This is a genomic window from Sulfurospirillum cavolei (genome assembly GCF_001548055.1).
Classification (GTDB): Bacteria; Campylobacterota; Campylobacteria; order Campylobacterales; family Sulfurospirillaceae; genus Sulfurospirillum.
In genome coordinates, this window is record NZ_AP014724.1 from 102,444 (window position 1) to 128,544 (window position 26,101).

Here is a 26,101-nt window from a genome sequence, read left to right on the forward strand (position 1 = left end):
TTTCATTTCTCTTTTGCAATGGTTTCAAAAATTTTCGCATGAACATCGATCTGTTCTTGCAAGATCTGTTTGCAGGTTATATCGTCGTTTTGGAGCAAAAATTCAAGGGAATGAAGCGCGTAGTGTTGCAAGGTATTGGGCAGGGTTTCTTCGTGCTCCAAACTAAAATAGCCTTCGTACAAAGGGGAAGGTTTTTTGACAAACGACTCGATGCGAGAGCCACCCTCTTTGATCTCCACTTTACCACCTTCAAACCAGAGAATCAGCTCAAACGCCGAATAAGGAAGCTCTTCCATGCAACTAAGAATACCTCTCGCCTCTTTACATGTAACCTCAAAATCACCACTGATGTCTTCGTGTAAACGTTTTACATGTAAAGATTTTATGGTCTCTATCTCTCCGAAAAAGTGGCTCAAAACGGCCAACATGTGTACACCATTGTGCAGAAGCCCTTTGGTGAAAATGCCTTGAAAGCGTACGATTTTTCCCCATTTTTGAGCGGCAATATCATGGGCAAGTTTGATAAACGAAGGGTCATACCTGCGCATTAGATGAATCAAGACTTTTTTCTCGCTAGAAAGAAGTAGGGGTGCGATGCGAGCGAGCTCTTTAGCCGTTGCGACTAATGGTTTTTCACAGATAATGGCTTGCAAATTTTTTACATGTAAAGCCTCTTCCAATGCGTTGGCATGAAATTGTGTCGGTGAAGCGATGGCGAGCAGGTCGATGGTTTCGTACTGCAACAAAGCGTCCAGCGAATGGTAAACACCCATTTCGCCCCAACGACCAATAAACGCGCTCTGGTTGGTGCTGTTTGGCTCACAGATGGCGACCAGTTTGCAGTGAGGGTGTTTGGAAAATGCGTGAGCATGCGAGGCGATGTTCGCACTCTTAGGCGAGTCGATCAAACCGCCGATGCTTCCTGCTCCAACGATGGCACATGAGAGGACTTTTTGCATTAGTTTCCTAGCTGTTTTTCTAAGAATAAAGCAAAATCCATACCGAAATCTTCGGGGTTTTCGCCAATGATGTGAAGTTGAGACAGTGTGAAATTTTCAAAGCTTTTCAGCTGGTTGGTTTTGGGCAGAGGAACGCAACACTCTCTTTGGTTTGAAGGGATGTAGGAGATCACTTTTTTACCCAAGAGGTATGCGGTATAAAGTGCGATGGTGTCGATACCGATGACCACTTTGGAACACGCAATGTCTTCTAAAAGCGTGGCGTGGCTAAAGGTGGCACTTGGATCAATCGCGTGGTAACATTCGGGAGTATCGGAAGGATGAAGGCGAATGAGGATATTTTTGCACCCAAATTTTTCTTTACATGTAAGGATGTCTGTAAACACTTCTTTCTCGGTAAACCCCCAACCGTAGGCATCGCCAAAGATGCGTGTTGCTACTTTAGCGGTGGGTTCACTTAAAAAAAGCAAGGTGTCACTCTCTAGAATACTTCCTAAAACATTTTGCGCCTCTTTGAGTTGCGTCGCCAAGGCATAATTTTTGATGGCGATAACGTTAGGAAGCCCAAAAGATTGGGCTTTGTCAAAACTCGTTTGATCGTGCGCCGCGATGAAAGAGGGCAGGTTGTTCTCCCAATTTTTTTCAGGGTATCCGAAGCGTTCACGGTAGTTTGTCCAGTGGTCTAAGAAGGCAATGCTAGGAATGTTGTGTGCTTTGGCATAAGCTAAAAAGTGGTACTCAAGGTGATTTTGCCAACCTGTGCCATAGAGGATGATAGAAGGGGTAAATGAAGAAAGTTTCGCTTCTATATCGCTTTTCTCTGGCGTTATCTCACACCAAAAATGCTCCAGTTTTTTAGCTTTGATGAGCGTGTAGCAGGGTGAATCGGCTAAAGCAAAAATGCGAAATTCTCCTACAGGCAAAGAAGCTTTCAAAAGTTCTAAAAGTATCTCAGCCCCTCCTGCATCGTGGGCAAAAAGAGCGATTTTTCTCACTCGAAATCTTCCTTGCAAAGTCGCTCTCCAAAGTTTAACGCTTTTGTGGCGCATTTGCCTAAAACCTCTTTGAGATATTTTGGATGCAGTCCATACCCGGGGCGAATAGAGCGGACGTTTTCTTCGCTTAACACTTCGCCTTTGGCAATCTCTTTCGCCACATAAAGACTGCGTGAAAATTGCCTGCCTTTGATGCTTTTTTCATCGGTGTTGTAGGTGGGTTTCCCTAAGAGTTTTTCTGTGTCACGCACCGCTTGAACCATTTGTGTAAACGCTTCCACATCGAGCGAAAAAGAGGCGTCCGCACCACCGATGCTTTTGTCTAAAATGAAATGTTTTTCGATGACTTTAGCCCCCAGTGCTACGGCAGTAATGGGAGCGGTAATGCCTAATGTATGGTCTGAAAACCCCGAGATAACGCCAAAATGTTTGGCAAGATCGGGTATGGTTAAAAGGTTCGCACCCTCAAGTGGGGCAGGGTATGAGGAGGTGCATTGCAATAAAATAATGTTGTCATTTCCCTCTTTTTTGCAAATCGCTACCACATCTTCGATCTCACCTAGTGTTGCGATGCCCGTGGAGATAATCATAGGTCGTTGTTTGGAAGCCATATAGCGTACCAACTCATAGTCTGTGATCTCAAAGCTCGCCACTTTGTAAGCGGGTGGATCAAATTGCTCCAAAAAGTCCACAGCGCTTTTATCAAACGGTGTGGAAAAACAAAGCAGTCCTTCCTCTTTGGCAACCTTGAAAAGCTCTTTGTGCCACTCCCACGGGGTATAGGCATCTTGGTAGAGCTCATAAAGGGTTTTGTTATCCCACAGCGTGCCGCCTTTGACAACGAAGTCCTCTTTATCACAGTTAAGCGTTAAGGTATCGGCGGTGTAGGTTTGAAGTTTGATGGCATCAGCGCCCGCTTTTTTAGCCGCCCGTATGGTCGCTTTGGCAGTCTCAAGGCTGTGCCCATGGTTGGCGGAGAGTTCGGCGATGATGAGTGTTCGCGTGCCATCTAAATTAAAATGACCGATGTTCATGACTTAGCTCCATGCAAATAACCTCTTTTTCATTGACCATTTTACGCCCTTTTTCGCAAAATCCAAATTTTTCATACAACGTTTTAGCCTTCGTGTTGCTCTCAAAAACTTCCGCTTTAAGTGTGTGCACGTTTAAAGTCTTAAACGCGTACGCCACAATGGCGTCCATCAAAAGTGAACCGACGCCTTTTTGATGAAGCGTGGGGTTGGCGTAGAGTCCCATCACGGCACTCTCGTTTGAAATGTCGTTAAAGTCGATCACGCCTATATCAACACCTTCATGCTGCACTAAGAAGTAACGTCTATCTTTGCGTGTTTTTAAACTCTCAATAAAGCTAAAATGCTCAGCTTCGCTGATGGCGTTTTCATTGTACATGTACGCTCTCACCTCTTCATGGTTGCGCCATGCCAAAATCATCTGTTTTTGAACTTTACTCAGCGTTGTAAAGTTGCATAAAAGAAGACGCATTCCACTCCTTTAAAACAGGGTATCCCTGCTTTTGAAGATATGCAAACATATCGTCTTGATTGTTTGCCACTTTAATGGCGATGAAAGGCACTTCCATAAAAAGCACCTCATGCACCATGACGCTGGGTGTTACAACGGCAAGACGGCTTTGATGAAGCAGTTTAGCGACTTCCTTGGAGTTTACATGTAACGCAATGTTGGGTTTATCTTGGACGTAGTTTTGAAGCTCGCTTAGATGTGCGTTTGCACCAGTCGTGAGTACGCTTACATGTAAAGAGTGCGGAAGCGTTTTTAAAATGTCGAGAGTGATGTTAGACGCGTCCGTTCCACCCATCGCGACTAAAACATCGTAGATTTTCTCGCGTGTCTGTTTTTTTTCTTCTTTAAATTCATCGCGAATGAGCGTGTATAAAATCCCGCAACGAAGTTCACACCGTGGCGGTACTAAACCTTTGTAGCGCTTTTTGTCGGCTGAAATATTGTGGTTGAGTAAGATGTCACAGTGATGCGCTTGGTAGGTGTCATCAAAGCTTAGGATTTTCACCCCAGTAGCCTCTTTGACTTTACGCTCAAAATCGGCGTCAATACCGTAATGATCGATCACCAAAAGGTTTACATGTAAAGATTTGATAAGGGCTATAAGTTCGTCTGCGTTGTTTGAGTTTAAAATTTTGACTTCGTAAGGAATCGAAGCGATGATGTTGCCCTCTAGATTTTGGCAGGCAAAGATGACTTCACCCTCAAAACTTTTAGCAAGCACCAAATCACGCATGATATGCCCAAGCCCGATGGTGCTTGAGCTGTCACTTCGAATCAAGGTTCTCATGCGAGATTCAGTGCTCTCATCATAAATTCGGCTCTTATCCAATCTTCTGGCGTGTCGATGTCTTGCACCAAATGGCGCGGTAACAAAACAGCGGTAGAGTGGGGTGCAAAGATGACTTTGCCCTCTAACCACGCTTCTGGCGTTCCCCAGTAAAACTGTCCCGCATCGTGGTACGCCTCTTCCAAATCTTGGCTACGTACGGCAAAATTTTCAGGCGAGAACATCTCAACACGGTCATCGTTGGTGAGCCTGATGGCGCGCTGGATCGGGAAAGGAAAACTGGTGGCACTAAAGCAATACGCGGCTTTACATGTAAGCAGTTTTTGGTAGGCTTCTTGAATGTAAGTTGGTTGCACAAAAGGGGCGGTGGCATAGATACAACAGACCGCTTCAACCTCGCTGATGTCGCTAACAGAAGCGTTAATTGCATGGGCGATGACGGGAATGGTCGCCGTGTGGTCATCACTCAGCTCTTTGGGGCGCATAAAAGGAACGTCGGCTCCAAGGGAGCGAGCGTACGCGGCAATCTCTTCATCGTCAGTGCTCACAACAATTTTATCAAAACAACCGCTTTTTTGGGCGGCTTCAATGCTATAGGCGATCATCGGTTTGCCACAAAATGCTTTGATGTTTTTACGAGGAATGCGTTTGCTACCGCCTCGTGCGGGAATAATGGCAAGTCTCATAGATGGCATCCTTTGATGGAAACTAGCACTTCAAGCAAGGTATCGGCGACCATCTTCGCGTCATCCATACTCATACCTTGATGGCAAGGAATAGAAAGTTCTGCTTTGTAAAAATCTTCCGTGGTCTCTAATCGTTGTTCGCCAAAACGCTCTTTGTAGTAGCTAAATTGGTAGACGGGCTTGTAGTGAACTTGCACGCCTAAACCCTTTACATGTAACGCTTTGAATATCTCTTCTTTGGAGCACCAAAGCGAGCGATCGAGCAAAATAGGGTAGAGATGGTAGGCACTTCGTTTGGTTTTATCGATGGCAATGGTTGTAAAAAAAGGATTGTTTAAAAAGCGTTCATCGTAATAGTGCGCGATCTCGTTGCGTTTGGCGATGAAACGCTCCAAACGTTTAAGCTGCGAAAGCCCAAGAGCACACGCTACATCGCTCAGGCGGTAGTTTTCACCCAGCATCACCATGTCCGAATTCCACAGCTCTTTTTTGACAATGCCGTGACTTCGTAAGAGTTTAGCTTGCTTGTAAAACGCGGTATTGTTCGTGGCAATCGCTCCGCCTTCAAAGGTGGTGATGGGTTTAATCGCATGAAAACTAAAGATGGTCATATCAGCAACCGTGCCCACTTTGTGTCCGTTTATCTCACTGCCAAGCGCATGGCTCGCATCTTCGATAAGAAAGAGTTTATGTTTGTCACACAGTGCTTTGATGGTGTCAATAGGCAGTGGATTTCCGCCAAAATCCACAGGCGCTATTGCCTTGGTTCGAGGAGTGATTAACGCCTCTAGTTTGCGCTCATCTATATTTCCATCGTAACGGATGTCGCAAAATACAGGGGTTGCGCCGCATTGGATGGCAGTGTTGGAAGTGGCGGAAAAAGTCAGTGGTGTGGTGATGACTTCATCACCCTCTTTAAGTCCGATGATCTGATACGCAACATGCAACGCCGACGTGGCAGAGTTCATCACACAGACATGCTTGACTCCGATGTAGCGTGCGAGTGCCTCTTCAAAGTCACTCACTGTTTTCCCACCCGTTAAAAAATCGCCTTTGAGTGTTTCAACAACCGCGTCTATATCGCCCTGGTCAATGCTCTGTCTGCTGTAAGGAATCATGCGTTTATCATCTCCATTAAGCCTTTGGCGTCTAGCCATTGGGTATTGGTCTCTGAGCTGTACTCAAAGCCGTATTTGACGGGAGTTCCTCTCTCTCCAAGCACGTTACATGTAAAGTCATTGCGTTGGGTAAACGCGATGCTCGGCTGAATGACATAATGGTCGTGAAACTCCAGCGTTAAGTGGCTGTCATCTTTGGGAACCATCACTTCGTGCATCTTTTCACCGGGGCGAATACCGATGATCTTCACGCCCAACTGCGGCGCCATACTTTTTGCCAGATCGACCATCTTCATCGAAGGAATTTTAGGAATAAATATTTCGCCACCTTGCATACGCTCAAAGTTTTTAAGGACAAAATTAACTCCTTGCTCCAGCGTAATCCAAAAGCGTGTCATCTCTGCTTCGGTGATGGGAAGCTCTTTTACACCTTCGGCAATCAGTTTTTTAAACAGAGGCACAACGGAGCCACGGCTTCCTACAACATTGCCATAGCGTACAACGGCAAACTGCGTTCTTCTCGCACCTCTGATGTTGTTCGCGGCGATAAAGAGTTTATCGCTCGCAAGTTTGGTCGCACCGTAAAGATTGATGGGGTTAGCAGCTTTGTCGGTGGAGAGTGCTATGACTTTTTGCACACCGCATTCAAGTGCGGCGTCGATGACGTTTTGCGCTCCGTAAATGTTGGTTTTGATGCATTCCATCGGGTTGTATTCGGCAATAGGAACGTGTTTGAGTGCTGCGGCGTGAATCACATAATGTACGCCGTACATCGCATTTTTCAAACGATCGACATCGCGCACATCGCCGATGAAAAAGCGCATACAAGGATCGCTGAATTGCTGTGCCATCTCGTACTGTTTGAGCTCATCTCTGGAGTAGATGATGATTTTATTGGGTTTGTAATTTTTTAAAAGAATCTCGGTATATTTTTTGCCAAAACTGCCTGTTCCGCCCGTGATAAGAATATTTTTTCCGTTAAACACGATCAGCCTTTCTCGAAAGAATTCAATGTATTAAAATTTTAAAAAGCAATTTTGATTCCGCTTCGTCATTTGACAAGCGTATCTTTGGAGTAGTATAATAAAGAGATCTTTACAAAAGGAGCCTGTGATGACCATTTCAAGCAGTTCCAATAACCAAATTTTAAACCTCATTTCTCAAAATAAAAACTCTACCGACACGACCTTGGAAAAACTTGCGGCAACACGCGAATTAACGGGAGCCGATAGTGCAAGCCTGATCTTTTCCGATGCGCTCGCTTCACAGATTTCGTCTATCAGTCAAAATGTCCAAAATGCCAACGAAACGGTTAGTATGTACCAAATCGCAGATAGCTCTTTACAAGCGATCGGTGCGGGGACGGAGCGACTGAACGATCTTTCCGTACGCTATAACAGTGCTTCTTTAAACAGCAATCAAAAAGCGATGCTCCAAGAAGAGTTCGACGCGATCAACCAATCGATGCAAGACATCGCGAACCAAACGACGTATAACGGCATTAATTTGCTTTCGCAAAGCTACGGGCTCGACGTCTCGGGATTAAGCACGTTAAGCATCGACGATCAGCAAGGCATTAACGATTTTTCGCAAAGTATTGCTTCGCTTTCCGCAACGGCAAGTTCGCGTATTAACGGTGCGGCTAGCGATATTACCAACGCGTTAACGACGATTACGAATTTGAGCAGCGCCGATTCTCAAATTTCACAAACACCTTTAGATCAAAAGATCGCACAAATGAACAGCGACGAGATCAAACTGACAAGCTCCGTTTTGTCTCAGATTCACCAAAACAGTATGATGCAACAAAGCATTTCGGCACTGTTGGTCTAACCTTTTTTTGAATGCCCCGTATTAACAATCAAGCATTTTACGAAAAAGCCATCAAGCGGTACGGATGTACCGCGCGAGGCTTGAACTGGAACTCTAAATACTCCCAATACCTTCGATTTGAGATGATTCACGATCTTGTGGGCGATGCGCTATCCTCGTCAAAAATCGTCGATGCCGGTTGCGGTTTCGGGGATTTGTATTTTTTTCTGAAACAAAGAGGTTCGCTTCCGCGTTGTTACGTCGGGTACGATCTTGTGGACGAAGCCGTTTTCGTGGCACATAAACGCACAAAGCAACGCATCGTCAAATGCGATATTTTAAACGACGTGCTCGAAGATGCCGACTTTTACATCGCCAGCGGTTCGATGAATATTTTAAACCGTTTCGAGACTTTTTTGTTTATTCGTCGTTGTTTTGAAGCTTCGCGCAAAGGCTTCGTGTTCAATTTGCTCAAAGGCGAAGACAAAGAGGGGCATTTTAACTATTTTTTGCCGCACGAAATTGAAGCGTACGTGAACGAATTCGCTTACGACGTAAAAATTAAGGACGATTATATGGAGGGAGATTTTACGGTGTTACTTTTAAAAGAGGCGGCGGAATGATCTTGCGTATACTCGCAGGCGTAGCGGTACTGTATGTGCTTGCCATAGGCTATATGTATTTAACGCAAGACGATCGGATTTTCCCGATAAAGCATGTCCTCAAAGAAGCACCGCCGATGAGCGATGCGATCAGCCCTTTGACCTTACATGTCGCAGACGGTGCGGTTTTGGACGGAGTGTTGAAAAAAGACGAAGAGCCGAATGCGCCGCTGATTCTCTATTTTGGAGGAAACGGCGACGACGCGACGCATTTTGCCGTGCAATCGCCGCAAGGTTACGATATGATCGCGTTTAACTATCGCGGTTACGTCGGAAGCACGGGCAAGCCTTCCGAAGAAGCCTTGTTTCACGATGCCCTGAAAATTTACGACCACTACGCCAAAGGGCGTAAGGTATTTGTGATCGGGCGGAGTTTAGGAACGTGCATCGCAACGTTTTTAGCAAGCAAACGCGTCGTAGACGGGTTGATTTTGATCACGCCGTACGATTCGATTCTCTCTTTAGGTCAACGCAAATACCCGCTTTTCCCGGTTGCTTTGTTATTAAATTATCCTTTTGAGACGACGCGTTATCTGCCTTTCGTGAGTGTGCCTATCGGCATTATCGAAGTGGAAAACGATGGGATGATTCCGCGTTATCATTTGGAAAAACTGCTAGAAGCAATGCCTTGCGAGCCTATGCATGTCGTATTGACTCAAACGACGCATCAAAAGGTCTTAGACGACCCGAATTTTACCCCGCAATTACAAATTTTATTAGGAAAAATGGATGAATAAAGTATACGTAAAACACTCCATCGTCCCCAAACTCAGACGCTTTACGCCTTGGGTCTATGCCAATGAAATCGACTCCGATCCGGAAGAGTTTCAAAGCGGCGAAGTCGTTGCGCTTTTTTCCAAAAAAGACGGCTTTTTAGGAACGGCGTACGTCAATCCCAAGTGCGCTATTTTCGCACGAATCCTTAGTTTTGGCAAAGAGGAGATCGGCAAAAAGTTTTTCCATAACCGCATCAAAAGAGCCATTGCCAAACGCGAAGCGCTTTTACATGTAAACAACGCGGTTCGCCTCATTCACTCTGAAGCGGACTTTTTACCAGGGCTTATCGTCGATAAATATGGCGACGCGCTTTCCGTTCAGATCAACACCGCGGGTATGGAAGCATTTCGTGAGCTGATCATCAGCACCCTTAAACACTTGATGAACCCCTCGTGGATCGTTGAAAAATCTGACGTACATTCACGAGAAATCGAAGGCTTGGAGAGCAAAAACGGCACGCTGTTTGGTACACCGATGAAGCAGTTTACTCTTCTCGAAAATGGTTTGAACTTTTTAGTCGACATCGAAGATGCCCAAAAGACAGGCTTTTACCTTGACCAACGCAAAAACAGAGCCATCTGCGCTAGCTACATCAAAGAGAACGACACCGTGCTTGACCTCTGCTGTAACGCGGGTGGTTTTGGCATCTACGCGCTCTCAAAGGGCGCAAAAAATGCCGTGTTTGTCGACATCTCCGAATCAGCGATAGAGCAAACCAAAGCCAATTTAGAAGCCAACGCGATGGAGCATTTCGAAGCCTATGCCGCCGATGCGTTTACCTTTATGAAAGAGAAAAAGTACAAAAATAGCTTTGATCTGATCGTACTAGACCCGCCATCGTTTGCCAAAACCAAAGAACAAGCCAACGGTGCGAAACGAGGCTTCAAACACCTTTTGATGGAAAGCACCAAAGCAGTAAAAGATAGCGGTCTAATCGCCCTTTTCTCCTGCTCCTTTCACGTCGGCAAAAAAGAGCTTTTAGAGATCGCGATGGAAGTCTCCCACGACCTGAAAGTGCAGTACATTTTACTAGAGCAAATGCAACAAGACTCAGACCATCCCTGTTTGATTAACGCAAGTGCGTCGTTTTATCTGAATGGGTTATTGCTCCGGGTTGAGAAGTAATTGACAAGCTTTTGTGATCGCTGTATAATACTATGGTATTATACAAAACAGGAGGTCGCATTATGAGACAGACCACAAGCATTAAGCTAGATCCCACTGTCAAACAAGAAGCACAAGAAATATTTGCAACCCTTGGCTTAACACTTGGCGAAGCAGTCAATCTTTTTTTACATCAAGTACGCCTTAGAAAAGGCATTCCTTTTGACATCGAAATCCCCAATGCTAAAACGCAGCAGATACTCCAAGAGATTCGAGAGGGTAAAAATGTAGAAGCATTTTCATTGGATGCGTTAAAACGTGCCCACGCTTAAACGGCATAAAGTATTTTTGAAAGATTATGCCCATGCCAAATTAACAGACACGCAGTTTGAAAAACTTGTCTTATTTTTAGCGCTTCTTAAAGAGGGTAAAGAGCTCCCACCCGAATCCAAAGACCATGCGTTAAAAGGGAATTGGAAGGATTTTAGGGAGTGTCATTTGGGTGGTGATGTATTGCTGGTATATCAAAAAATTGATGATGAAATTGTGTTGGCAAGACTTGCAACGCACAGTGAGCTTTTTGGGTAATTTGAATGATAAAAAGGATGTGTCAATGAACAGAATAAAAGCATATACGAAGTGTAACCGTGAATTTTTAGAAAAACTTGAAGCATTATTAGTCAAAATAGAAATTTTTGACAGCAACCAAAGAAATATGCTTTTAATAGGATTTGTGAGAAATGCTTTAAGCCATTATCTTTCGATAAATATTTTGATTGAAAACAAGTTGTATAACTCGGCGTTTGCATTGGTTCGTGTTTTATTTGAAGGTGTTGTTCGAGGTCGCTACATGTATTATATTTTAGATGACATAGATATATCTAAAATGTACACAAGTCAGGATTGGGATAAATTTTTTGGCAAGTTTGGAGGGATGTGTCAAGCGTTAGATAATCATTATGGTGGGGATTTTTTTGTAAAAACGAAAAAGACTGCATGGAAAACGATGAATGATTACACCCATACAGGAGCCAATCAAATTGCTCATAATTTCAATGAGGCACAAAATAAAATTGAAGCAACTTTTAGTGAAGTTTTAATTTGTAATACTTTGAAAAGCAATTTTGAAGTATTTAAAACCTTTGTGATTTTGTTTTTAGAAGTTGGGTTACATCAAGGAAATATTACCAAAGAGGAATTGGAAGAAATAGCTGATTTTGATTTGAAAGAAGAGGTGTAGAAGTAGCTTTATGCTACCTCAAACTTCCCTTTATCGATAAAACTCAAAAATTCCGCTTTGAATTTCGTGCGATTTTCTTTTTCTTGAATCCATGCAAGGTGAATGGAGCGTTCGGCTTCGATGATGGGAAACCATGTTTTTTGTAGATCGTGATCGAGCATACAACGATCGTAAATGGACTCTAAAAAGTTCCAGACGATAAACGCGTAAAGACGGTATTCGGCTTTTTGTTCGTCGTTTCTTTCGAGCTCTTTGCGCACGAGATGCGGTTTGCTAAGGGCTTCTTTGAGAATTTCAAAATACATTTTATCCAATTCGCCGTAGTGCATAATTTGCATCGTTTTTCGGTAGGTGCGCATCGAGTATAAAAGCGCAAAAATTGCAAGCAACGTCGCAACGACGCCCATCATCGAACTAATGGCCGTCCACATGGTTTCATATTCGTCATTCAGGAAAATTTCCATCGATTGTCCTTTTAAATCAAAGTAAAAGAGTGCGGGGCGTCTTTGAGCATAAGCGCGATGCGAGCGTCGTTTGATTCGCATCCGTAAACGTTCGTGTAGAGTTTTTCAAGCCACGTTTGAAGCCTCTCTTTCGAAACTTCGCGCAGGCTTGGATGGTACACTAAAAGCTCCATCGGCGGAGCGTCTTCTTTTGTTTGTGAAGGCAAAATATAATCAAACGGGTCGATTTTCAACGCGCCCAAACGGCGGTAAAACATTTCCCTTTTTTCACGAATTTCTTGCTCCGCGGAGCTCTTTTCCGGCGAATCGATTTCGATCAAAAGCGCACGAACACCGTAGTTTTGATACAGAGCGTCGACGCTTTGTTTTAAGAGCGTCGAGCCAAGACCGATGCCGCGAAGTGTCTCATCGACCGCCATATATTCCAACAAAAAAAAGTCTTCGTTCCATGGATGATACATAATGCAAAATCCAACAATTTTTTCGTCGTTATACGCAAGGTAAATGGTGTAAAAAGAGGCACGGCACATTGCCAAAAGCACCTCACGAGGTTTTTGTTCGCTTGGAGGAAACGCGGTCGAGTAGATGGCGTAAAAGCCATCGAACTCTTGTGTATGATCGTGCTCTAAAGCTTTAACATGTAAAGGCATGGCACGTTATTTTAAGATGCGCGGTAAAGTGATGCCCGTTTGACCTTGGTACTTACCGTGTTTGTCTTTGTAAGTGGTTTCACATGCGGTGTCGCCTTCTAAAAACAGCACTTGCGCGATGCCTTCGTTGGCATAGATTTTTGCCGGAAGCGGCGTGGTATTTGAGATTTCGATGGTAATGTGACCTTCAAACTCCGGTTCGAACGGCGTCACGTTTACAATGATGCCGCAACGTGCATACGTGCTTTTTCCGAGGCAAATCGCCAAGACGTTTTTGGGGATGCGAAAGTATTCGACCGTGCGTGCCAACGCAAACGAATTAGGCGGAACAATGCAAATATCACCTTCAAAATCAATCACATTTTTATCGTCAAATTCTTTAGGATCGACCACGGTCGAATTGACGTTCGTGAAAATTTTAAATTCACGCCCGACGCGGATGTCGTATCCGTAACTGCTCACGCCGTAACTGACGACGTCGCGCCCGACTTGGTCTTCGCAAAAAGGCTCTATCATGCGCTCTTTGAGTGATTTTTCTCGTATCCAACTGTCTGCTTTTAAGCCCATAAAAGTACCTTTATCGTATTAAGTGAGTGTATATCTTTAGTATGGTATTATAACACATTTTATGTCATGCCGAAAAACGGCAAAATTTGAGGAGAAACCGAATGGACAAAAATGAAATTAGAGAGTTAATGCGAATTTTTGATAAAAGCGATATTACGAAATTAAAAATCAAAGAAGGCGATTTTAGCATTGAGCTTCAAAAGGGATTTGAAAGCAACGTCAGTTATGCAAGTGCTCCCGCGCCTATGATGTCGATGCCTACGGCAATGCCTCAAGTTGCACCGGTTGCGGCAGCCTCCGCTCCGGTTATGGGCGGAGAAGCGAGCATCAACGCCGCTCCTTCGGGGCTAAATATCAAATCGCCGATGGTCGGTACGTTTTACAAATCTCCGTCTCCCGGAGCCGCACCGTTTGCCAAAATCGGCGATGTTATCCGTAAAGGTCAACCGATCGCGATCATCGAAGCGATGAAAATTATGAACGAATTGGAAGCGGAATTTGATTGTAAGATTTTAGATATTCTCGTTGAAGACGGTCAGCCGGTCGAGTTTGACATGCCGATCTTCTTGGTGGAGAAAGTGTAATGAAAATTGAAAGAATTCTTATTGCCAATCGCGGCGAAATCGCTCTTCGTGCAATAAGAACCATCAAAGAAATGGGCAAACAAGCCATTGCCGTTTACTCCACGGCGGACAAAGATGCGCTCTATCTCCAACATGCGGATGCGAGCATTTGCATCGGCGGGGCAAAATCAAGCGAGAGCTATTTGAGCATTCCTTCCATCATTAGTGCCGCGGAGATTAGTGGATGCGACGCTATTTTCCCCGGATACGGCTTTTTGAGTGAAAACCAAACGTTTGTCGAGGTATGCCAACACCATAACATCAAATTTATCGGACCTTCTGTGGATTCGATGGTTTTGATGAGCGACAAATCCAAAGCCAAAGAAGTGATGAAAAAAGCAGGTGTTCCCGTTATTTTAGGAAGCGACGGTGCGCTCAAAGACGTGCAAGAAGCAAAAGATCTCGCAACGCAAATCGGACTTCCCGTCATCATCAAAGCCAGTGCGGGCGGTGGCGGACGCGGTATGCGTGTGGTTGAAAAAATGGAAGATTTGGAAAAATCCTATCTTGCCGCAGAAAGCGAAGCACTCAGTGCCTTTGGCGACGGTACGCTTTACATGGAAAAATACATCAAAAATCCGCGTCATATCGAAGTGCAAGTCATCGGCGATAGCCACGGAAACGTTGTGCATATCGGTGAGCGCGACTGTTCCATGCAGCGACGCCACCAAAAACTAATCGAAGAGTCACCTGCCATCGCGCTGGATGATAAAACCAGAGCGCGCCTTCACGAAGTGGCGGTTAAAGCCACTAAATACATCGGCTATGAAAATGCAGGAACGTTTGAGTTTCTCTTGGATGCGGATAAAAACTTCTACTTTATGGAAATGAACACGCGTTTGCAAGTCGAACACTGTGTCAGCGAAATGGTCAGCGGTATCGATATTATCGAATGGATGATTCGCGTTGCCGAGGGTGAAAAACTTTTTGATCAAAGCGCGCTTCATTTTAAAGGGCATGCTATCGAATGCCGAATTACCGCGGAAGACCCCGTGAAGTTTATCCCAAGCCCCGGAAAAATTACGAAGTACATCGTTCCCGGAGGGCGCAATGTCCGTATGGATTCGCATGCGTATCAAGGCTATACCGTGCCGCCGCATTACGACTCGATGATCGGTAAATTGATCGTGTGGGGCGAGAACCGAGAACGTGCCATCGCAAAGATGAAACAAGCACTCAGCGAGTTACAAATCGAAGGTATTAAAACCGTCCGCGATTTTCATCTAGCAATGATGAACAATCAAGATTTTATCGATAACCGCTTCGACACGAACTATCTTTCCCATCATTAACATCTGAACTACTCAATTCCCATAAAAAAAGGGGAGTTTGCGTTAAACCGCAAACTCCCCTTTTGGGGTACTTCTCTTTTAAACGTTTAAGAGTGTTAAGGTGCTCGTACCACTTGTATATTGGCGGAAGATTTGAGTTTTTCAAAATAATCGTCGATCGATTGTTTCTCTTTGCCGTCGGCTAATTTTCCATAAATATAATTTTTAGCGTTGTCGAACGAAATGGCTTTAACGTCATGTTTGTTTTTGACAAAAAACATCACGTAGCCTTGATCGGTTTTAACAACGGACGAAAATTTTCCGACCGGCGTTTTATTCAACAATCCGGCTAAGTTTTGATCCATTTTCGTTGCTTCAAACGTCGTATCTTTGAGCTCAACGTCGCTCATAGCACTCATAGGGTTGTTTTGAATCGTCGTTAAGCTTTGTTGATTGGCACTCGAATAAATAGAAACGTCAAAGGAAGCGGCTTGCGAAAATTCGTTTTGGTTTTCGTTGTAATACGCCAGCAATTCACCGTCGCTTAGTTGTTTCATCTTATCGCGTACGATTTTTTGATACAGTTTATCGCGTTGCAATTTTTTCTTAATCTCTTCTTTGTACTCTAAAGTATCGATATTTTTGGAACGAAGCATATTTAAAAAGTCGTAAGTGCTCATTTGGTTGTTAATCGCCAGTTTATCGATATGTTGATCGACTTCAAAACCGTCGACGCTAATGCCTTGTTTTTTAATTTCGGAATCTTCGAGTTTTTGACGAACTAAAATATCTAAAGCTTCTTTTTTGGAAATTTGAAAACGTTGAGAATATTTGAAAACGTCGAAAAGCGTAATCGGTTCTTTATTGATAATAACCGAAACACCGTCTAAGGTAGCGGCGGTCACTATCGATGGCGTTAAAAATAGGGTCACCCCTAAAGTTACCAAAGTTAACATTGTGCGTTTAAGCTTCATCCATAATCCTTTTTTTTAAGAAAAATCGCTATATAATCGTAACTGTATTAAAAATAAGAGGCCACGAATGATAACATTTTTTTTGACAAAAAAAATTAAAAAAACGGTTATTAAGCTCCTCGCGTAGAATTTTTGTGCTTCTCGTAACAAAATGATACATAATTTTTACATAATTCCACTTCAATTGATAAAGGTTAGTCATGATCGTGACACGTTTTGCCCCGAGTCCTACGGGATATTTGCATATCGGCGGGCTAAGAACGGCACTGTACAGTTATTTATGGGCAAAGAGAAACAACGGTAAATTTTTACTTCGCATCGAAGATACCGATTTGGCACGCAACTCGAAAGAGGCGGCGGAAGCGATAAAAGAGGCATTTCAATGGGTCGGGTTGGATTTTGAAGGCGAAATCGTCTATCAATCCGAGCGTTTCGATCTTTACAAACGCTACGTACAAGAGCTGCTTGATGCGGGGAAAGCGTATCGATGCTATATGAGCAAAGAAGAGCTTGATGCCCTTCGCGAAGAGCAAACGGCTCGCAAAGAACGTCCCCATTACGACGGTCGATACCGTGATTTTACGGGTACGCCTCCGAAGGGCGTTGAGCCCGTCATTCGTATTAAAGCACCGACAAGCGGAGTGATTTCGTTTGTGGACGGCGTTAAAGGCGAAGTGAGTTTTAATGCCAGCGATATGTTAGACGATTTTATTATTGCACGAAGCGACGGTACACCGACGTATAACTTCGTCGTCGTTATCGACGATGCGCTCATGGGCGTGAACGAAGTCATCCGAGGCGACGATCACCTCTCCAATACGCCCAAACAGATTATTTTATACGAGGCGTTAGGATTTGACGTTCCGAAATTCTATCATGTTCCGATGATCCTCAATCCCGAAGGGAAAAAGCTCTCCAAACGCGACGGTGCGATGGACGTTATGGCATATCAAAAAGAGGGATATTTGCCCGAAACGCTACTGAACTTTTTGATTCGTTTAGGGTGGAGCCACGGAGATCAAGAGATCTTTTCGATGGAAGAGATGATCGCCTTTTTTGATCCTTCCCATATCAATAAATCGGCTTCGGCGTACAATCAAGAAAAATTGCTATGGCTGAATTCTCATTATATTAAAGAGGCAAGCTATGAGCGTTTAATCGAAGCATTGCGCTTTTTTGACGTTGATCTTGCGCCGCATCCCAAAAAAGAGCTTTTGATCGATGCCGTGCGCGATCGTGCTAAAACCTTGGTCGAGTTTGCAACGATGATTCGACAGATCGTCGATGCTCCGAAAACCTATGACGAGAAGGCAATTGAGAAATTTTTGGACACAAAAGCCGTAGAAATTTTGAGCGAATACAAAAATACGCTTAAAAACGCTCCCACTCTTGAAAAAGCGAGTGAATTTGAAACACTGACAAAAAACTTTTTGGAAGAACGCGGCTTAAAGCTGAAAGATTTAGCGCAAGCCATACGCATTGCCATGGTCGGTAATTCCGTCAGCCCTTCGATTTTTGAAGTTTTGGAAATTATCGGCTTTGTACATGTTATCGAGAGAATTGAAGCATTAATCATTTACAAAAAAGGAGTTTAGGTGAGTAGTAAAGGTAAAGTGACGAAAGAAGAAGCATTAGAGTACCACGTCGGCGGTAAAATCGCAATTAACGTTAAAACACGTTGCGACAGTGCAAGAGATCTTTCTATGGCGTATACTCCGGGTGTTGCACATCCGTGCTTGGAAATCGAAAAAGACAACGAGTTGGCGTATACGTATACCAATAAAGGGAATCTGGTTGCGGTCATTACGGACGGTACGGCGGTTCTCGGACTCGGTGATATCGGTGCGGTTGCCGGAAAACCCGTTATGGAAGGTAAATCGGTTTTATTTAAAAAATTTGCCGACGTTGATGCTTTCGATATTGAGTTAGACGAAAAAGATACCGATAAAATTATTGCGATTTGTAAAGCCCTTGCTCCGACGTTCGGCGGTATTAACTTGGAAGATATTAAAGCACCGAAATGTTTTGAAATCGAGCAAAAACTTCAAGCAAGCGTGAATATTCCCGTTATGCACGACGATCAGCACGGTACGGCGATGATTACTTCCGCGGGATTGATTAACGCGCTTGAAATCAGCGGTAAAAAAATCGAAGAGATGAAAATCGTCGTTTCGGGCGCAGGAGCCGCAGGGATTGCGTGCGCTAAAATGTACAAACTTTTAGGTGCGAAAAATATCGTTATGATCGACTCTAAAGGCGTGATCCATAAAGGAAGAACGGACTTAAACGCGTATAAAGCGGAATTTGCGCTTGAGACAAGCGACCGAACGCTTGAAGATGCGATGAAGGGCTCGGATATGTTTTTAGGACTTTCCGCTCCGGGCGTCGTAACGGCCGAAATGGTCAAATCGATGAATCCGCATCCGATCATTTTCGCCCTTGCCAACCCGACGCCGGAAATTTTACCCGAAGAAGTACATGCCGTTAGAAACGACGTTATGATGGGGACGGGCAGAAGTGATTATCCGAACCAAGTGAACAACGTTTTAGGTTTTCCGTTTATCTTCAGAGGCGCATTGGACGTAAAAGCGACGAAAGTGACCGAAGGCATGAAAATGGCGGCGGCGGTTGCTTTGGCAAAATTGGCGAAAGAGGACGTTCCCGCCTACGTGAAAGCGGCGTATAACGGTGAAGAGTTAAAATTCGGCTACAACTATATTATCCCTAAACCGTTTGACAGACGCGTTTTGGTATGGGTTTCCGTTGCCGTTGCCGAAGCTGCAATTAAAGACGGCGTCGCACGCGTCGAAAATTTTGATCTTAACGCGTACAAAGCAAAACTTCAAGCCATCATCGATGCGGAGCAAAAATAAGTGAAAAACGTCCATGTCATCAAACATCCGTTGATTGAGCACAAGCTTTCGATCTTACGCGATGAACGAACGGAACCGTTTCAGTTTCGACTTTTGGTCGACGAAATCTCTTATTTGATGCTCTTTGAAGCGACGCGCGATTTGCCTTTGCGCGACGTGAGCGTCAAAACGCCCGTAGCAACCGCACAAACGAAAAAGCTTGACGCGAAGATCATGATCTGCCCGATTCTTCGGGCGGCTCTTGGTATGCTTGATAGCGTTTTCAAGTTAATTCCCGATGCGAGTGTGGGCTTTTTGGGATTTCAACGCAATGAGCAAACCTTGGAGGCGGAATTTTATTATGCGAAACTTCCTTCAGATCATACCGAGCGTACCGCGATTATCATCGATCCGATGTTTGCCACGGGCGGAACCGCCATCGATGCGGTGAATTTCTTAAAGTCCAAAGGGGTTAAAGATATTCGCTTTTTATCGCTTGTCTCGGCACCCGAAGGCTTGAAACGTTTTTACGAAGTTCATCCGGATGTTCCGGTATTTACGACATGTATCGATGAAGGATTGAACCAACACGGGTACATCGTTCCCGGTCTTGGAGATGCGGGAGATCGTGTTTTCAATACGCAAGGTGCTTCGGTTAAATAACCGCGTATGAGCCCTTTAAAGGGCTCATCTTCTTACACCGCCCCTTGGTCGATCATGGAGTCGGCTACTTTTCGAAATCCCGCGATATTGGCTCCGAGCATAAGGTTTCCTTCTTCGTTGAACTCTTTTGACGTGGCGTACGCAAGATCGAAGATCGACTTCATAATCGCGTGAAGCTTGGTATCGACTTCGGAAAAACTCCATTTTTGCATGCTGGCGTTTTGACTCATTTCCAATTGACTGGTCGCAACACCGCCTGCGTTTGCGGCTTTTGCAGGTCCGTAGAGGATACGGTTGGCTAACATGTAAGCGATGGCTTCGGGCGTACTTGGCATATTGGCACCTTCGTTGACCAAACGGCATCCGTTGTGATGCAAGGTTTGAATATCGCGAAGGTTAAGTTCGTTTTGCGTCGCACTCGGAAATGCCGCAAAACACGGAATCGACCAAACGCCGTTCGTTCCTTTTTCATACGCGTCGACCGGAATGTAGCGAGCGTTCGGATAGTGTTTGAGGTATTCGCTCAGTTCTTGGCGTTTGATCTCTTTAATCGTTTTAAGGGTGTTAAAATCGATACCGTCTTTATCGTAAAGCATCCCTTTGGAATCGCTACATGTAACGGGTGTCGCTCCCATTTCGTAGAGTTTTTGAATCGTATATAACGCGACGTTTCCGGCACCCGAGACCGTACAAATTTTACCTTTGAGCGAATCGCCTTGTTTGTTGAGAATATTTTCCGCAAAATAGACCGAGCCGTATCCCGTTGCTTCCGTGCGTGCTAACGAGCCTCCCCAATTCAATCCTTTACCGGTTAATACGCCGTCGAAACGTCCCGTGAGGCGTTTGTATTCGCCGTACATGTAGCCGATTTCTCTGCCTCCTACGCCGATATCGCCTGCGGGAATATCTTTGGTTTCGCCGACGTATTTGGCAAGTTCGGACATAAATGCCTGACAAAAACGCATAATTTCACCTTCGCTTTTGCCCTTAGGATCGAAATTGCTCCCGCCTTTCGCGCCGCCGATCGCCAGTCCCGTAAGGGAGTTTTTGAAAATTTGTTCAAACCCTAAAAACTTGACGATTCCCAAATTAACGCTCGGATGGAAGCGAAGGCCGCCTTTGTACGGTCCTATGGCGGAGTTAAACTGAACGCGGTAACCGATATTGGTTTGAATTTTTCCGCTATCGTCCATCCAAACGACGCGGAAAATAATTTGCCGCTCGGGAATCACGAGACGCTCTAAAACATTATTGTGAAGGTATTTCGGTTCGGATGCTAAAAGAGGTTCTAAGGATACAAGTACCTCTTCGACGGCTTGATAAAACTCGGCTTGTCCGGGCGTGCTTTGTCGCGTAGAGTGTAAAAGACGTTCGATCACGTGTTTAATCGGCATGAGACTCCTTTGAAACAAAATGGGTGTCGAGGAAGCGAGATTTTTTCAAAAATAGCGAAAGGGCTTTTTGCTCTTTCGTTGCAATCGTATAGCTGATGAGCTTTAGATATTCACGAATGTCGCGCGCGGATATGGCGCGCTCGTTTGCGTAAGTCTCCAAAACGTAGCGGGGAATTTTAATCGGAGCTTTGATAAAACGTTGGGCAAGTTTTTTATAAAACGTTTGGTGACGATTAACGCAAAAGCGTGCAAAAACAAACGGTAAATGCGTGCGCGTATGCCAAACTTCCGCCAAATCGACGTATGCGGTAGGGTTTTGCAAGTAGAGTTTGAGCGCTCTATCTCCGATAAACACTTCGCCCTCTAGACCCAAGACGCGACAGAGCATATTGGACGTTGCCGAAGCGGGGTCTGTTTTACACATACCTTGCGAAATGATCACGCTTTTAACGTTTTTTTGTGCAACGATGCCGACGTTAAGCGGCGTAACGGTTTTGCGTTTGCTCTCGATGCTGGAGATAAAAGCGGCATCGACTTTGCGTTTGCGTAATTTGCGGTTGATAACGGAAGGAACGTCTTTTTGGTGTTCGCATGAGCGTTTAAAAGCGTTAGGCAAAGAAGATCTTTTGAGAAAAACGTGAAACGGAAGAAGATTGATGTAATCTATCTTTCCAAAGACCATAACGACTCCTTTGGAATTAAAGTCAAGGGACTATTATAGCCAACCTTGAGCGGACTTCGTACGTATGGCGGCGAAATTCTTTTTCTAAGAGGCTTTATAGAACTATCTTGATACAATAGAGCTCGTAAGAACGTGTTTGTTAAAAAGTAAAAGCGTAAATGCTCAGTAAAAGATTAAAAATCGTGAGGAATCAAAAGAGATGATCGAATCGTTATTAAACGCCGAAGCGTTGATGGCATTGGTGACGCTAACGGCGTTGGAAATCGTTTTGGGTATCGACAATATTATTTTTATCGCCATTTTGGTCGGGCGTTTGCCTGCACATCAGCGCGACCGCGCACGTATTTTCGGTTTGGCATTGGCGATGTTGACGCGTATTATGCTGTTGTTGTCGCTTTTTTGGATTATGAAACTGACCGCTCCTTTGTTTACGGTGTTTGCGCAAGAGATTTCCGGCCGCGATCTTATTTTGATTATCGGAGGATTATTCTTGCTTGCCAAATCGACGATGGAGATTCACCACGACGTCGAAGAAGATCCCGAAACGGAGACCAAGGAGTTGAAAAAAAGTGCTCGAGGGTTTTTGAATACACTGATTCAAATTGCGGTTTTAGACATCGTTTTTTCGCTTGATTCGGTTATTACCGCCGTGGGAATGGCCAATAATATTATTATTATGATTTTAGCCGTCGTGATTGCCGTAGGCGTGATGATGTTCGCTTCCAAAGCCATTTCGGATTTTATCGATGCCAACCCGACGATTAAAATGCTGGCACTTTCATTCTTAATTTTAGTCGGCGTTACGTTGATTGCCGAAGGACTTGACCTGCATATTTCAAAAGCCTATGTCTATTTTGCGATGGCGTTTTCGTTGGCGGTCGAATCGATCAATATCTACAGTCGCAAGAAAAAAGCTAAGCGATCTATAAGCAGAGCAGTCAAAAAAGAGGCGTAACGATGCTATTTTCAGGGCGTTTTTCACAAGGGTTTGCGATCGATTTGGGAACCAACAATACGCTTGTGTACCAACCAAATCGCGGTATTATTTTAGAAGAACCCACGTCGATCGCGTACGATCAAAGGCGTCGCTCGTTTTTCGATTGCGGCGAGAGTTCAAAAAGAATGTTCGGAAAAAACCCAGAGCATATCGAAGTGATGCATCCGCTTTCAAAGGGTGCTATCTCCAATTTAACCGTAGCAAAGGCATATATCAAAGAGGTGATCAGACGTATGACGCCGCGTCGCTTGTTTCGACCGAATGTCGTGGTAAGCGTACCGAGCGATCTAAACGCCATGGAGCGCAATGCCGTGACCGAAGCGTGCAAAGAAGGCGGTGCACGCGATGTATTTTTGATTAAAGACCCTTTCTCGGCGGCATTGGGTTCGTTTCAAGCGATCGAGCAACCGCAGGGTGTTTTAGTTCTCGATATCGGAGCGGGCGTGAGCGATATATCGTTACTTTCGTGCAACGGTATCGTGATGAATAAATCGCTACGTATGGCGGGAAACGATTTTGATGAAGCGATCATCGAGTATTTTAAAACGCACCATCGTCTTTTGATGTCACAGCGCGACGCGGAAATGCTCAAAAAAACCTTGGGAAATCTTTGTTTGACGGAAGAAAAGCACCTTCGTATCAGCGTCAAAAATATGATAACGCGCATGCCGCAAAGCGTTGAAATCAGCTCGTACGACATTCACAAAGCCATAGTGCCCTTAGCCGACAAGATCGTCGGGTTAACGCATAAAATGCTCTCGGAACTACCGCCGATGTTCGCGCAAGATATTTACGATCAGGGCATTTTGCTCACGGGCGGCTCTTCGATGCTTCAGGGGTTGGATCGCTACATCGGCGAAAAGCTCAAAATCGATCTTCATTGCGTGGAAAATCCTCTGCACAATATTATCTTAGGTGCGGGGCGTGCGCTGGAAGATACGCGTTATGCGGTACTGTTTCATACGTAAACGATAGAATAAAGCATGAGCAGCCCGCGCACGCGATCTTAGAGGGGTTTCTCAAAAGACCGATTTTTCGGTAGCGAAACGCTATACGGGAGGCGAAAGCCCCTTCTTTATATCAATATATCTTGATATAAAGATAATTTTATGCTACCATTCTTCCGATGGTTTACATGTAAGGTTTTCTCATGAAAAAAGTTCTGATTTTATGTACGGGAAACAGTTGCCGAAGCATTATCGCCGAAGCGTTGGTCAATGCCAAGTTAGAAGGTGTTGAAGCCTACAGTGCGGGGGTAAGAGCAAGCAAAAAAGTGAACGCTTATGCAAAAAGAGTTTTAGAAGAAGAGGGTATTTGGAAGGATTCGTATCGCTCTAAAGCCTTGGATGAAGTCTTACATGTCGACTTTGATTTGGTGGTTACGGTGTGCGACCATGCCAACGAAACCTGCCCGATGTTTCCCCGTCCCTTACCTAAAATCCACGTAGGATTTTCTGATCCCGACGGTAAAGATTACGGTGCGTTTATTTTGACATATCAAGCGATCGAAGCCGAGCTTTTACCCATCATACAAGCCGAATTGAACAAGGAGAAAGCGATGAAAATCGAAGTTTTGGGAATGGGGTGTTCCAAATGCCAAGCACTCATGCAAGCTGTTAAAGAGGCGGTTGCCAAAAGCGGAAAATTTGCGCAAATCGACAAAGTAGAAGATAGTATCGCGATTATGAATTACGGCGTGATGAGCACGCCGGCGTTGGTTATCGACGGTGTCGTAAAAAGCAGCGGTAAAGTGTTAAGCGTCGATGAAATCGTCGCTTTACTCAACGTATAAGCTTAAGAGATGTTTACCTATTGGGAAAAAACGGTCGACCTTTTGGTTTACGGCTACGGAGGGCTCGATAAGACTTCGGCATTGGGAAACGCGTTGCATTTTTTTATTTACGATACCCTCAAAATCTACATGTTACTCGTTTTGATCATTTTTGCGGTTAGTTTTCTGCGAACCTATTTCAATACCGAAAAGGTTCGGGTTTATTTGCAGGGCAAAAGTGAAGTGACGGGCAATGTTTTGGCGTCGCTTTTTGGCGTCATCACCCCTTTTTGCAGCTGTTCGGCGATTCCTCTGTTTTTGGGGTTTATGCAAGCGCGCATTCCTATCGGCATTACGTTTAGTTTTTTAATCTCTTCTCCGATGAACAATGAAGTAGCGATTGCCCTTTTATTCGGGCTTTTCGGCTGGAAAATTACGGCACTTTACATCGGTTTTGGACTGTTGGTCGCGATTATCGGCGGTTTTATCGTGGGAAAACTCGGTATGGAAAAATACGTTTTGATTCCCGTCGTGCCGATGAGCGGCGATTTGGCAGAGGTTGAGATTAGGATGACGCTGCGCACAAGGCTCAAGGAGTCGTGGGCGTATACGATGGATATCGTGAAAAAAATCTATCTCTACGTGATGGTAGGTGTGGGCATCGGGGCGTTTATTCACGGTTACGTACCGACGGAATTTATCGTAAAATATGCCGGAAGCGATGCGTGGTACAGCGTGCCTTTAGCGGTTTTATTGGGGGTGCCGATGTATTCCAATGCCGCCGGCGTTATGCCGTTGATCGAGGTTTTAACCGGCAAAGGGATGTTACTCGGTACGGCTTTGAGCTTTATGATGGCGATTACCGCACTCTCCTTGCCCGAAGCGATGATTTTAAAACGCATCTTACATGTAAAGCTTATCGCGACGTTTTTCGGTATCGTGGCAGTGGGAATTATGGGGATCGGGTATCTTTTCAACGCTATTTTATAGGAAACGACTATGATAAAAACGATGCTTATTCTTTGTGCGGCGGTTGGGCTTATGTATGCGACAGAGCCCAAAAAAATAGACTTTGAAGCGTATTTACGTTCGTTTGATTATCAAGAACGCGAAACTATGAAGATCAAAACACCTGACATGTTAGTCCTTGTCGAAGAGGGGGAAGCGATTTTAGTGGATGTTCGCTTTCCTGAAGAATTTGAAGTATGGCATATGAATTTTGCTAAAAATATTCCGCTGAACGAATTACCCCAACGTTTACAAGAACTTCCCAAAGATAAGCTCATCATTACCGCTTGCCCGCATTATGACCGATCGAGTATGGCGAGGCTTTTTCTAACGCTCAACGGATATAACGCCAAATACCTCAATGACGGGCTTTTGAAAACGGCGGATTTTTTACGCGGCGACAATGCGAAAGAGTTTTTGGAAGTGTACAAGGCAACGCACACGGTAACGCCGTAGATTTTCTAAAATACCGGCACGGTTTTGGCGTCGATTGCCCTTGACTT

31 protein-coding genes and 1 pseudogene are annotated in these 26,101 nt (G+C 44.6%); 18 read left to right on the forward strand and 14 right to left on the reverse strand.

Going from position 1 to position 26,101, the window contains the following annotated elements; all coding sequences use genetic code 11:
* Positions 1-2 precede the first annotated feature (2 nt).
* The 8 genes from UCH003_RS00530 to pseB are packed head-to-tail and all read right to left on the reverse strand — an operon-like array spanning position 3 to position 7,073.
* Positions 3-959 carry a Gfo/Idh/MocA family protein gene (locus UCH003_RS00530; RefSeq protein ID WP_060824992.1) on the reverse strand — a complete coding sequence of 319 codons (957 nt, stop codon included), beginning with the start codon at positions 957-959 and terminating at the stop codon, positions 3-5.
* Positions 959-1,954: a hypothetical protein gene (locus tag UCH003_RS00535; protein ID WP_060824993.1), complete on the reverse strand. Its 996-nt coding sequence runs from the start codon at positions 1,952-1,954 to the stop codon at positions 959-961. Before UCH003_RS00535 ends, UCH003_RS00530 begins: the two co-directional genes overlap by 1 nt.
* Positions 1,951-2,988 (reverse strand): pseudaminic acid synthase, encoded by a 1,038-nt coding sequence (pseI, locus tag UCH003_RS00540; protein WP_060824994.1) that lies wholly within the window; start codon positions 2,986-2,988, stop codon positions 1,951-1,953. Before pseI ends, UCH003_RS00535 begins: the two co-directional genes overlap by 4 nt.
* Positions 2,969-3,457 (reverse strand): UDP-4-amino-4,6-dideoxy-N-acetyl-beta-L-altrosamine N-acetyltransferase, encoded by a 489-nt coding sequence (pseH, locus tag UCH003_RS00545; RefSeq protein ID WP_060824995.1) that lies wholly within the window; start codon positions 3,455-3,457, stop codon positions 2,969-2,971. Before pseH ends, pseI begins: the two co-directional genes overlap by 20 nt.
* Positions 3,420-4,283 carry a UDP-2,4-diacetamido-2,4,6-trideoxy-beta-L-altropyranose hydrolase gene (gene pseG, locus UCH003_RS00550; RefSeq protein WP_060824996.1) on the reverse strand — a complete coding sequence of 288 codons (864 nt, stop codon included), beginning with the start codon at positions 4,281-4,283 and terminating at the stop codon, positions 3,420-3,422. The genes pseH and pseG overlap by 38 nt, the downstream gene beginning before the upstream one ends.
* Positions 4,280-4,969 (reverse strand): pseudaminic acid cytidylyltransferase, encoded by a 690-nt coding sequence (gene pseF / locus UCH003_RS00555; protein WP_060824997.1) that lies wholly within the window; start codon positions 4,967-4,969, stop codon positions 4,280-4,282. The genes pseG and pseF overlap by 4 nt, the downstream gene beginning before the upstream one ends.
* The gene (gene pseC / locus UCH003_RS00560; protein WP_060824998.1) at positions 4,966-6,087 is read right to left on the reverse strand and encodes a UDP-4-amino-4,6-dideoxy-N-acetyl-beta-L-altrosamine transaminase; all 1,122 of its coding nucleotides are present in this window, start codon (positions 6,085-6,087) and stop codon (positions 4,966-4,968) included. The genes pseF and pseC overlap by 4 nt, the downstream gene beginning before the upstream one ends.
* The gene (gene pseB / locus UCH003_RS00565; RefSeq protein ID WP_060824999.1) at positions 6,084-7,073 is read right to left on the reverse strand and encodes a UDP-N-acetylglucosamine 4,6-dehydratase (inverting); all 990 of its coding nucleotides are present in this window, start codon (positions 7,071-7,073) and stop codon (positions 6,084-6,086) included. Before pseB ends, pseC begins: the two co-directional genes overlap by 4 nt.
* A 127-nt stretch (positions 7,074-7,200) precedes the next feature.
* On the opposite strand from pseB, the gene UCH003_RS00570 reads away from it, so the two are divergent.
* The 7 genes from UCH003_RS00570 (at position 7,201) to UCH003_RS00600 (ending at position 11,682) form a co-directional block, all read left to right on the forward strand.
* Positions 7,201-7,920, forward strand: coding sequence for a flagellin (locus UCH003_RS00570; protein ID WP_060825000.1), 720 nt, complete (start codon positions 7,201-7,203; stop codon positions 7,918-7,920).
* 11 nt (positions 7,921-7,931) lie between these two features.
* Positions 7,932-8,522 (forward strand): class I SAM-dependent methyltransferase, encoded by a 591-nt coding sequence (locus tag UCH003_RS00575; protein WP_060825001.1) that lies wholly within the window; start codon positions 7,932-7,934, stop codon positions 8,520-8,522.
* On the forward strand, positions 8,519-9,298 hold the full coding sequence (locus UCH003_RS00580) for an alpha/beta hydrolase (RefSeq protein WP_173636945.1): 780 nt from the start codon (positions 8,519-8,521) through the stop codon (positions 9,296-9,298). The genes UCH003_RS00575 and UCH003_RS00580 overlap by 4 nt, the downstream gene beginning before the upstream one ends.
* On the forward strand, positions 9,291-10,463 hold the full coding sequence (locus tag UCH003_RS00585; RefSeq protein WP_060825002.1) for a class I SAM-dependent rRNA methyltransferase: 1,173 nt from the start codon (positions 9,291-9,293) through the stop codon (positions 10,461-10,463). Before UCH003_RS00580 ends, UCH003_RS00585 begins: the two co-directional genes overlap by 8 nt.
* Positions 10,464-10,525: 62 nt before the next feature.
* Positions 10,526-10,774: a type II toxin-antitoxin system RelB/DinJ family antitoxin gene (locus UCH003_RS00590; protein WP_060825003.1), complete on the forward strand. Its 249-nt coding sequence runs from the start codon at positions 10,526-10,528 to the stop codon at positions 10,772-10,774.
* Positions 10,761-11,030 (forward strand): type II toxin-antitoxin system YafQ family toxin, encoded by a 270-nt coding sequence (locus tag UCH003_RS00595; protein WP_060825004.1) that lies wholly within the window; start codon positions 10,761-10,763, stop codon positions 11,028-11,030. Before UCH003_RS00590 ends, UCH003_RS00595 begins: the two co-directional genes overlap by 14 nt.
* Positions 11,031-11,055: 25 nt before the next feature.
* Positions 11,056-11,682: a DUF6988 family protein gene (locus tag UCH003_RS00600; RefSeq protein ID WP_060825005.1), complete on the forward strand. Its 627-nt coding sequence runs from the start codon at positions 11,056-11,058 to the stop codon at positions 11,680-11,682.
* A gap of 8 nt (positions 11,683-11,690) precedes the next feature.
* On the opposite strand, the gene UCH003_RS00605 is transcribed toward UCH003_RS00600, so the two are convergent.
* Genes UCH003_RS00605 through dcd form a run of 3 tightly spaced genes read right to left on the reverse strand, consistent with a single transcriptional unit; the run spans position 11,691 to position 13,363 of the window.
* Positions 11,691-12,146 carry a hypothetical protein gene (locus tag UCH003_RS00605; RefSeq protein WP_060825006.1) on the reverse strand — a complete coding sequence of 152 codons (456 nt, stop codon included), beginning with the start codon at positions 12,144-12,146 and terminating at the stop codon, positions 11,691-11,693.
* An 11-nt stretch (positions 12,147-12,157) separates the two neighbouring features.
* Entirely contained in the window at positions 12,158-12,796 is a 639-nt protein-coding gene (locus UCH003_RS00610) for a GNAT family N-acetyltransferase (protein WP_060825007.1), read from the reverse strand.
* Positions 12,797-12,802: 6 nt separating this feature from the next.
* Positions 12,803-13,363 (reverse strand): dCTP deaminase, encoded by a 561-nt coding sequence (dcd, locus tag UCH003_RS00615; protein ID WP_039675336.1) that lies wholly within the window; start codon positions 13,361-13,363, stop codon positions 12,803-12,805.
* A gap of 101 nt (positions 13,364-13,464) precedes the next feature.
* On the opposite strand from dcd, the gene accB reads away from it, so the two are divergent.
* On the forward strand, positions 13,465-13,947 hold the full coding sequence (gene accB / locus UCH003_RS00620) for an acetyl-CoA carboxylase biotin carboxyl carrier protein (protein WP_060825008.1): 483 nt from the start codon (positions 13,465-13,467) through the stop codon (positions 13,945-13,947).
* The gene (locus UCH003_RS00625) at positions 13,947-15,278 is read left to right on the forward strand and encodes an acetyl-CoA carboxylase biotin carboxylase subunit (protein WP_039675332.1); all 1,332 of its coding nucleotides are present in this window, start codon (positions 13,947-13,949) and stop codon (positions 15,276-15,278) included. Before accB ends, UCH003_RS00625 begins: the two co-directional genes overlap by 1 nt.
* A 95-nt stretch (positions 15,279-15,373) precedes the next feature.
* On the opposite strand, the gene UCH003_RS00630 is transcribed toward UCH003_RS00625, so the two are convergent.
* Complete coding sequence (locus tag UCH003_RS00630) at positions 15,374-16,231, reverse strand: peptidylprolyl isomerase (RefSeq protein WP_060825009.1); 858 nt, start codon at positions 16,229-16,231, stop codon at positions 15,374-15,376.
* Positions 16,232-16,431: 200 nt separating this feature from the next.
* Between UCH003_RS00630 and gltX the strand changes: the two genes are divergently transcribed.
* Genes gltX through upp form a run of 3 tightly spaced genes read left to right on the forward strand, consistent with a single transcriptional unit; the run spans position 16,432 to position 19,746 of the window.
* Positions 16,432-17,826 (forward strand): glutamate--tRNA ligase, encoded by a 1,395-nt coding sequence (gltX, locus tag UCH003_RS00635; protein WP_060825010.1) that lies wholly within the window; start codon positions 16,432-16,434, stop codon positions 17,824-17,826.
* Positions 17,827-19,104, forward strand: coding sequence for a malic enzyme-like NAD(P)-binding protein (locus UCH003_RS00640; RefSeq protein ID WP_173636946.1), 1,278 nt, complete (start codon positions 17,827-17,829; stop codon positions 19,102-19,104).
* A complete protein-coding gene (upp, locus tag UCH003_RS00645; RefSeq protein ID WP_039675326.1) occupies positions 19,105-19,746 on the forward strand; it encodes a uracil phosphoribosyltransferase in 642 nt (213 codons plus the stop codon).
* A 32-nt stretch (positions 19,747-19,778) separates the two neighbouring features.
* Here upp and gdhA read toward each other — a convergent pair whose 3' ends face one another.
* Together gdhA and UCH003_RS00655 are read right to left on the reverse strand one after the other, a co-directional pair.
* On the reverse strand, positions 19,779-21,140 hold the full coding sequence (gene gdhA / locus UCH003_RS00650) for an NADP-specific glutamate dehydrogenase (RefSeq protein WP_060825011.1): 1,362 nt from the start codon (positions 21,138-21,140) through the stop codon (positions 19,779-19,781).
* Positions 21,130-21,822, reverse strand: a complete 693-nt coding sequence (locus UCH003_RS00655; RefSeq protein WP_060825012.1) for an MqnA/MqnD/SBP family protein — start codon at positions 21,820-21,822, stop codon at positions 21,130-21,132. The genes gdhA and UCH003_RS00655 overlap by 11 nt, the downstream gene beginning before the upstream one ends.
* Positions 21,823-22,021: 199 nt before the next feature.
* Between UCH003_RS00655 and UCH003_RS00660 the strand changes: the two genes are divergently transcribed.
* The 6 genes and pseudogenes from UCH003_RS00660 to UCH003_RS00680 all read left to right on the forward strand — a co-directional run bounded on the left by UCH003_RS00660 (position 22,022) and on the right by UCH003_RS00680 (position 26,054).
* Entirely contained in the window at positions 22,022-22,777 is a 756-nt protein-coding gene (locus UCH003_RS00660; RefSeq protein WP_060825013.1) for a TerC family protein, read from the forward strand.
* Positions 22,778-22,779: 2 nt separating this feature from the next.
* Positions 22,780-23,787, forward strand: coding sequence for a rod shape-determining protein (locus tag UCH003_RS00665; protein WP_060825014.1), 1,008 nt, complete (start codon positions 22,780-22,782; stop codon positions 23,785-23,787).
* Between the two features lie 182 nt (positions 23,788-23,969).
* Positions 23,970-24,362, forward strand: a pseudogene (locus tag UCH003_RS13610) (arsenate reductase ArsC); the annotation flags it as partial.
* Positions 24,363-24,377: 15 nt separating this feature from the next.
* The gene (locus UCH003_RS13615; protein WP_144441021.1) at positions 24,378-24,611 is read left to right on the forward strand and encodes a thioredoxin family protein; all 234 of its coding nucleotides are present in this window, start codon (positions 24,378-24,380) and stop codon (positions 24,609-24,611) included.
* A gap of 9 nt (positions 24,612-24,620) precedes the next feature.
* A complete protein-coding gene (locus UCH003_RS00675; protein ID WP_060825015.1) occupies positions 24,621-25,580 on the forward strand; it encodes a permease in 960 nt (319 codons plus the stop codon).
* Between the two features lie 9 nt (positions 25,581-25,589).
* A complete protein-coding gene (locus tag UCH003_RS00680; protein ID WP_060825016.1) occupies positions 25,590-26,054 on the forward strand; it encodes a rhodanese-like domain-containing protein in 465 nt (154 codons plus the stop codon).
* Positions 26,055-26,101: the final 47 nt, after the last annotated feature.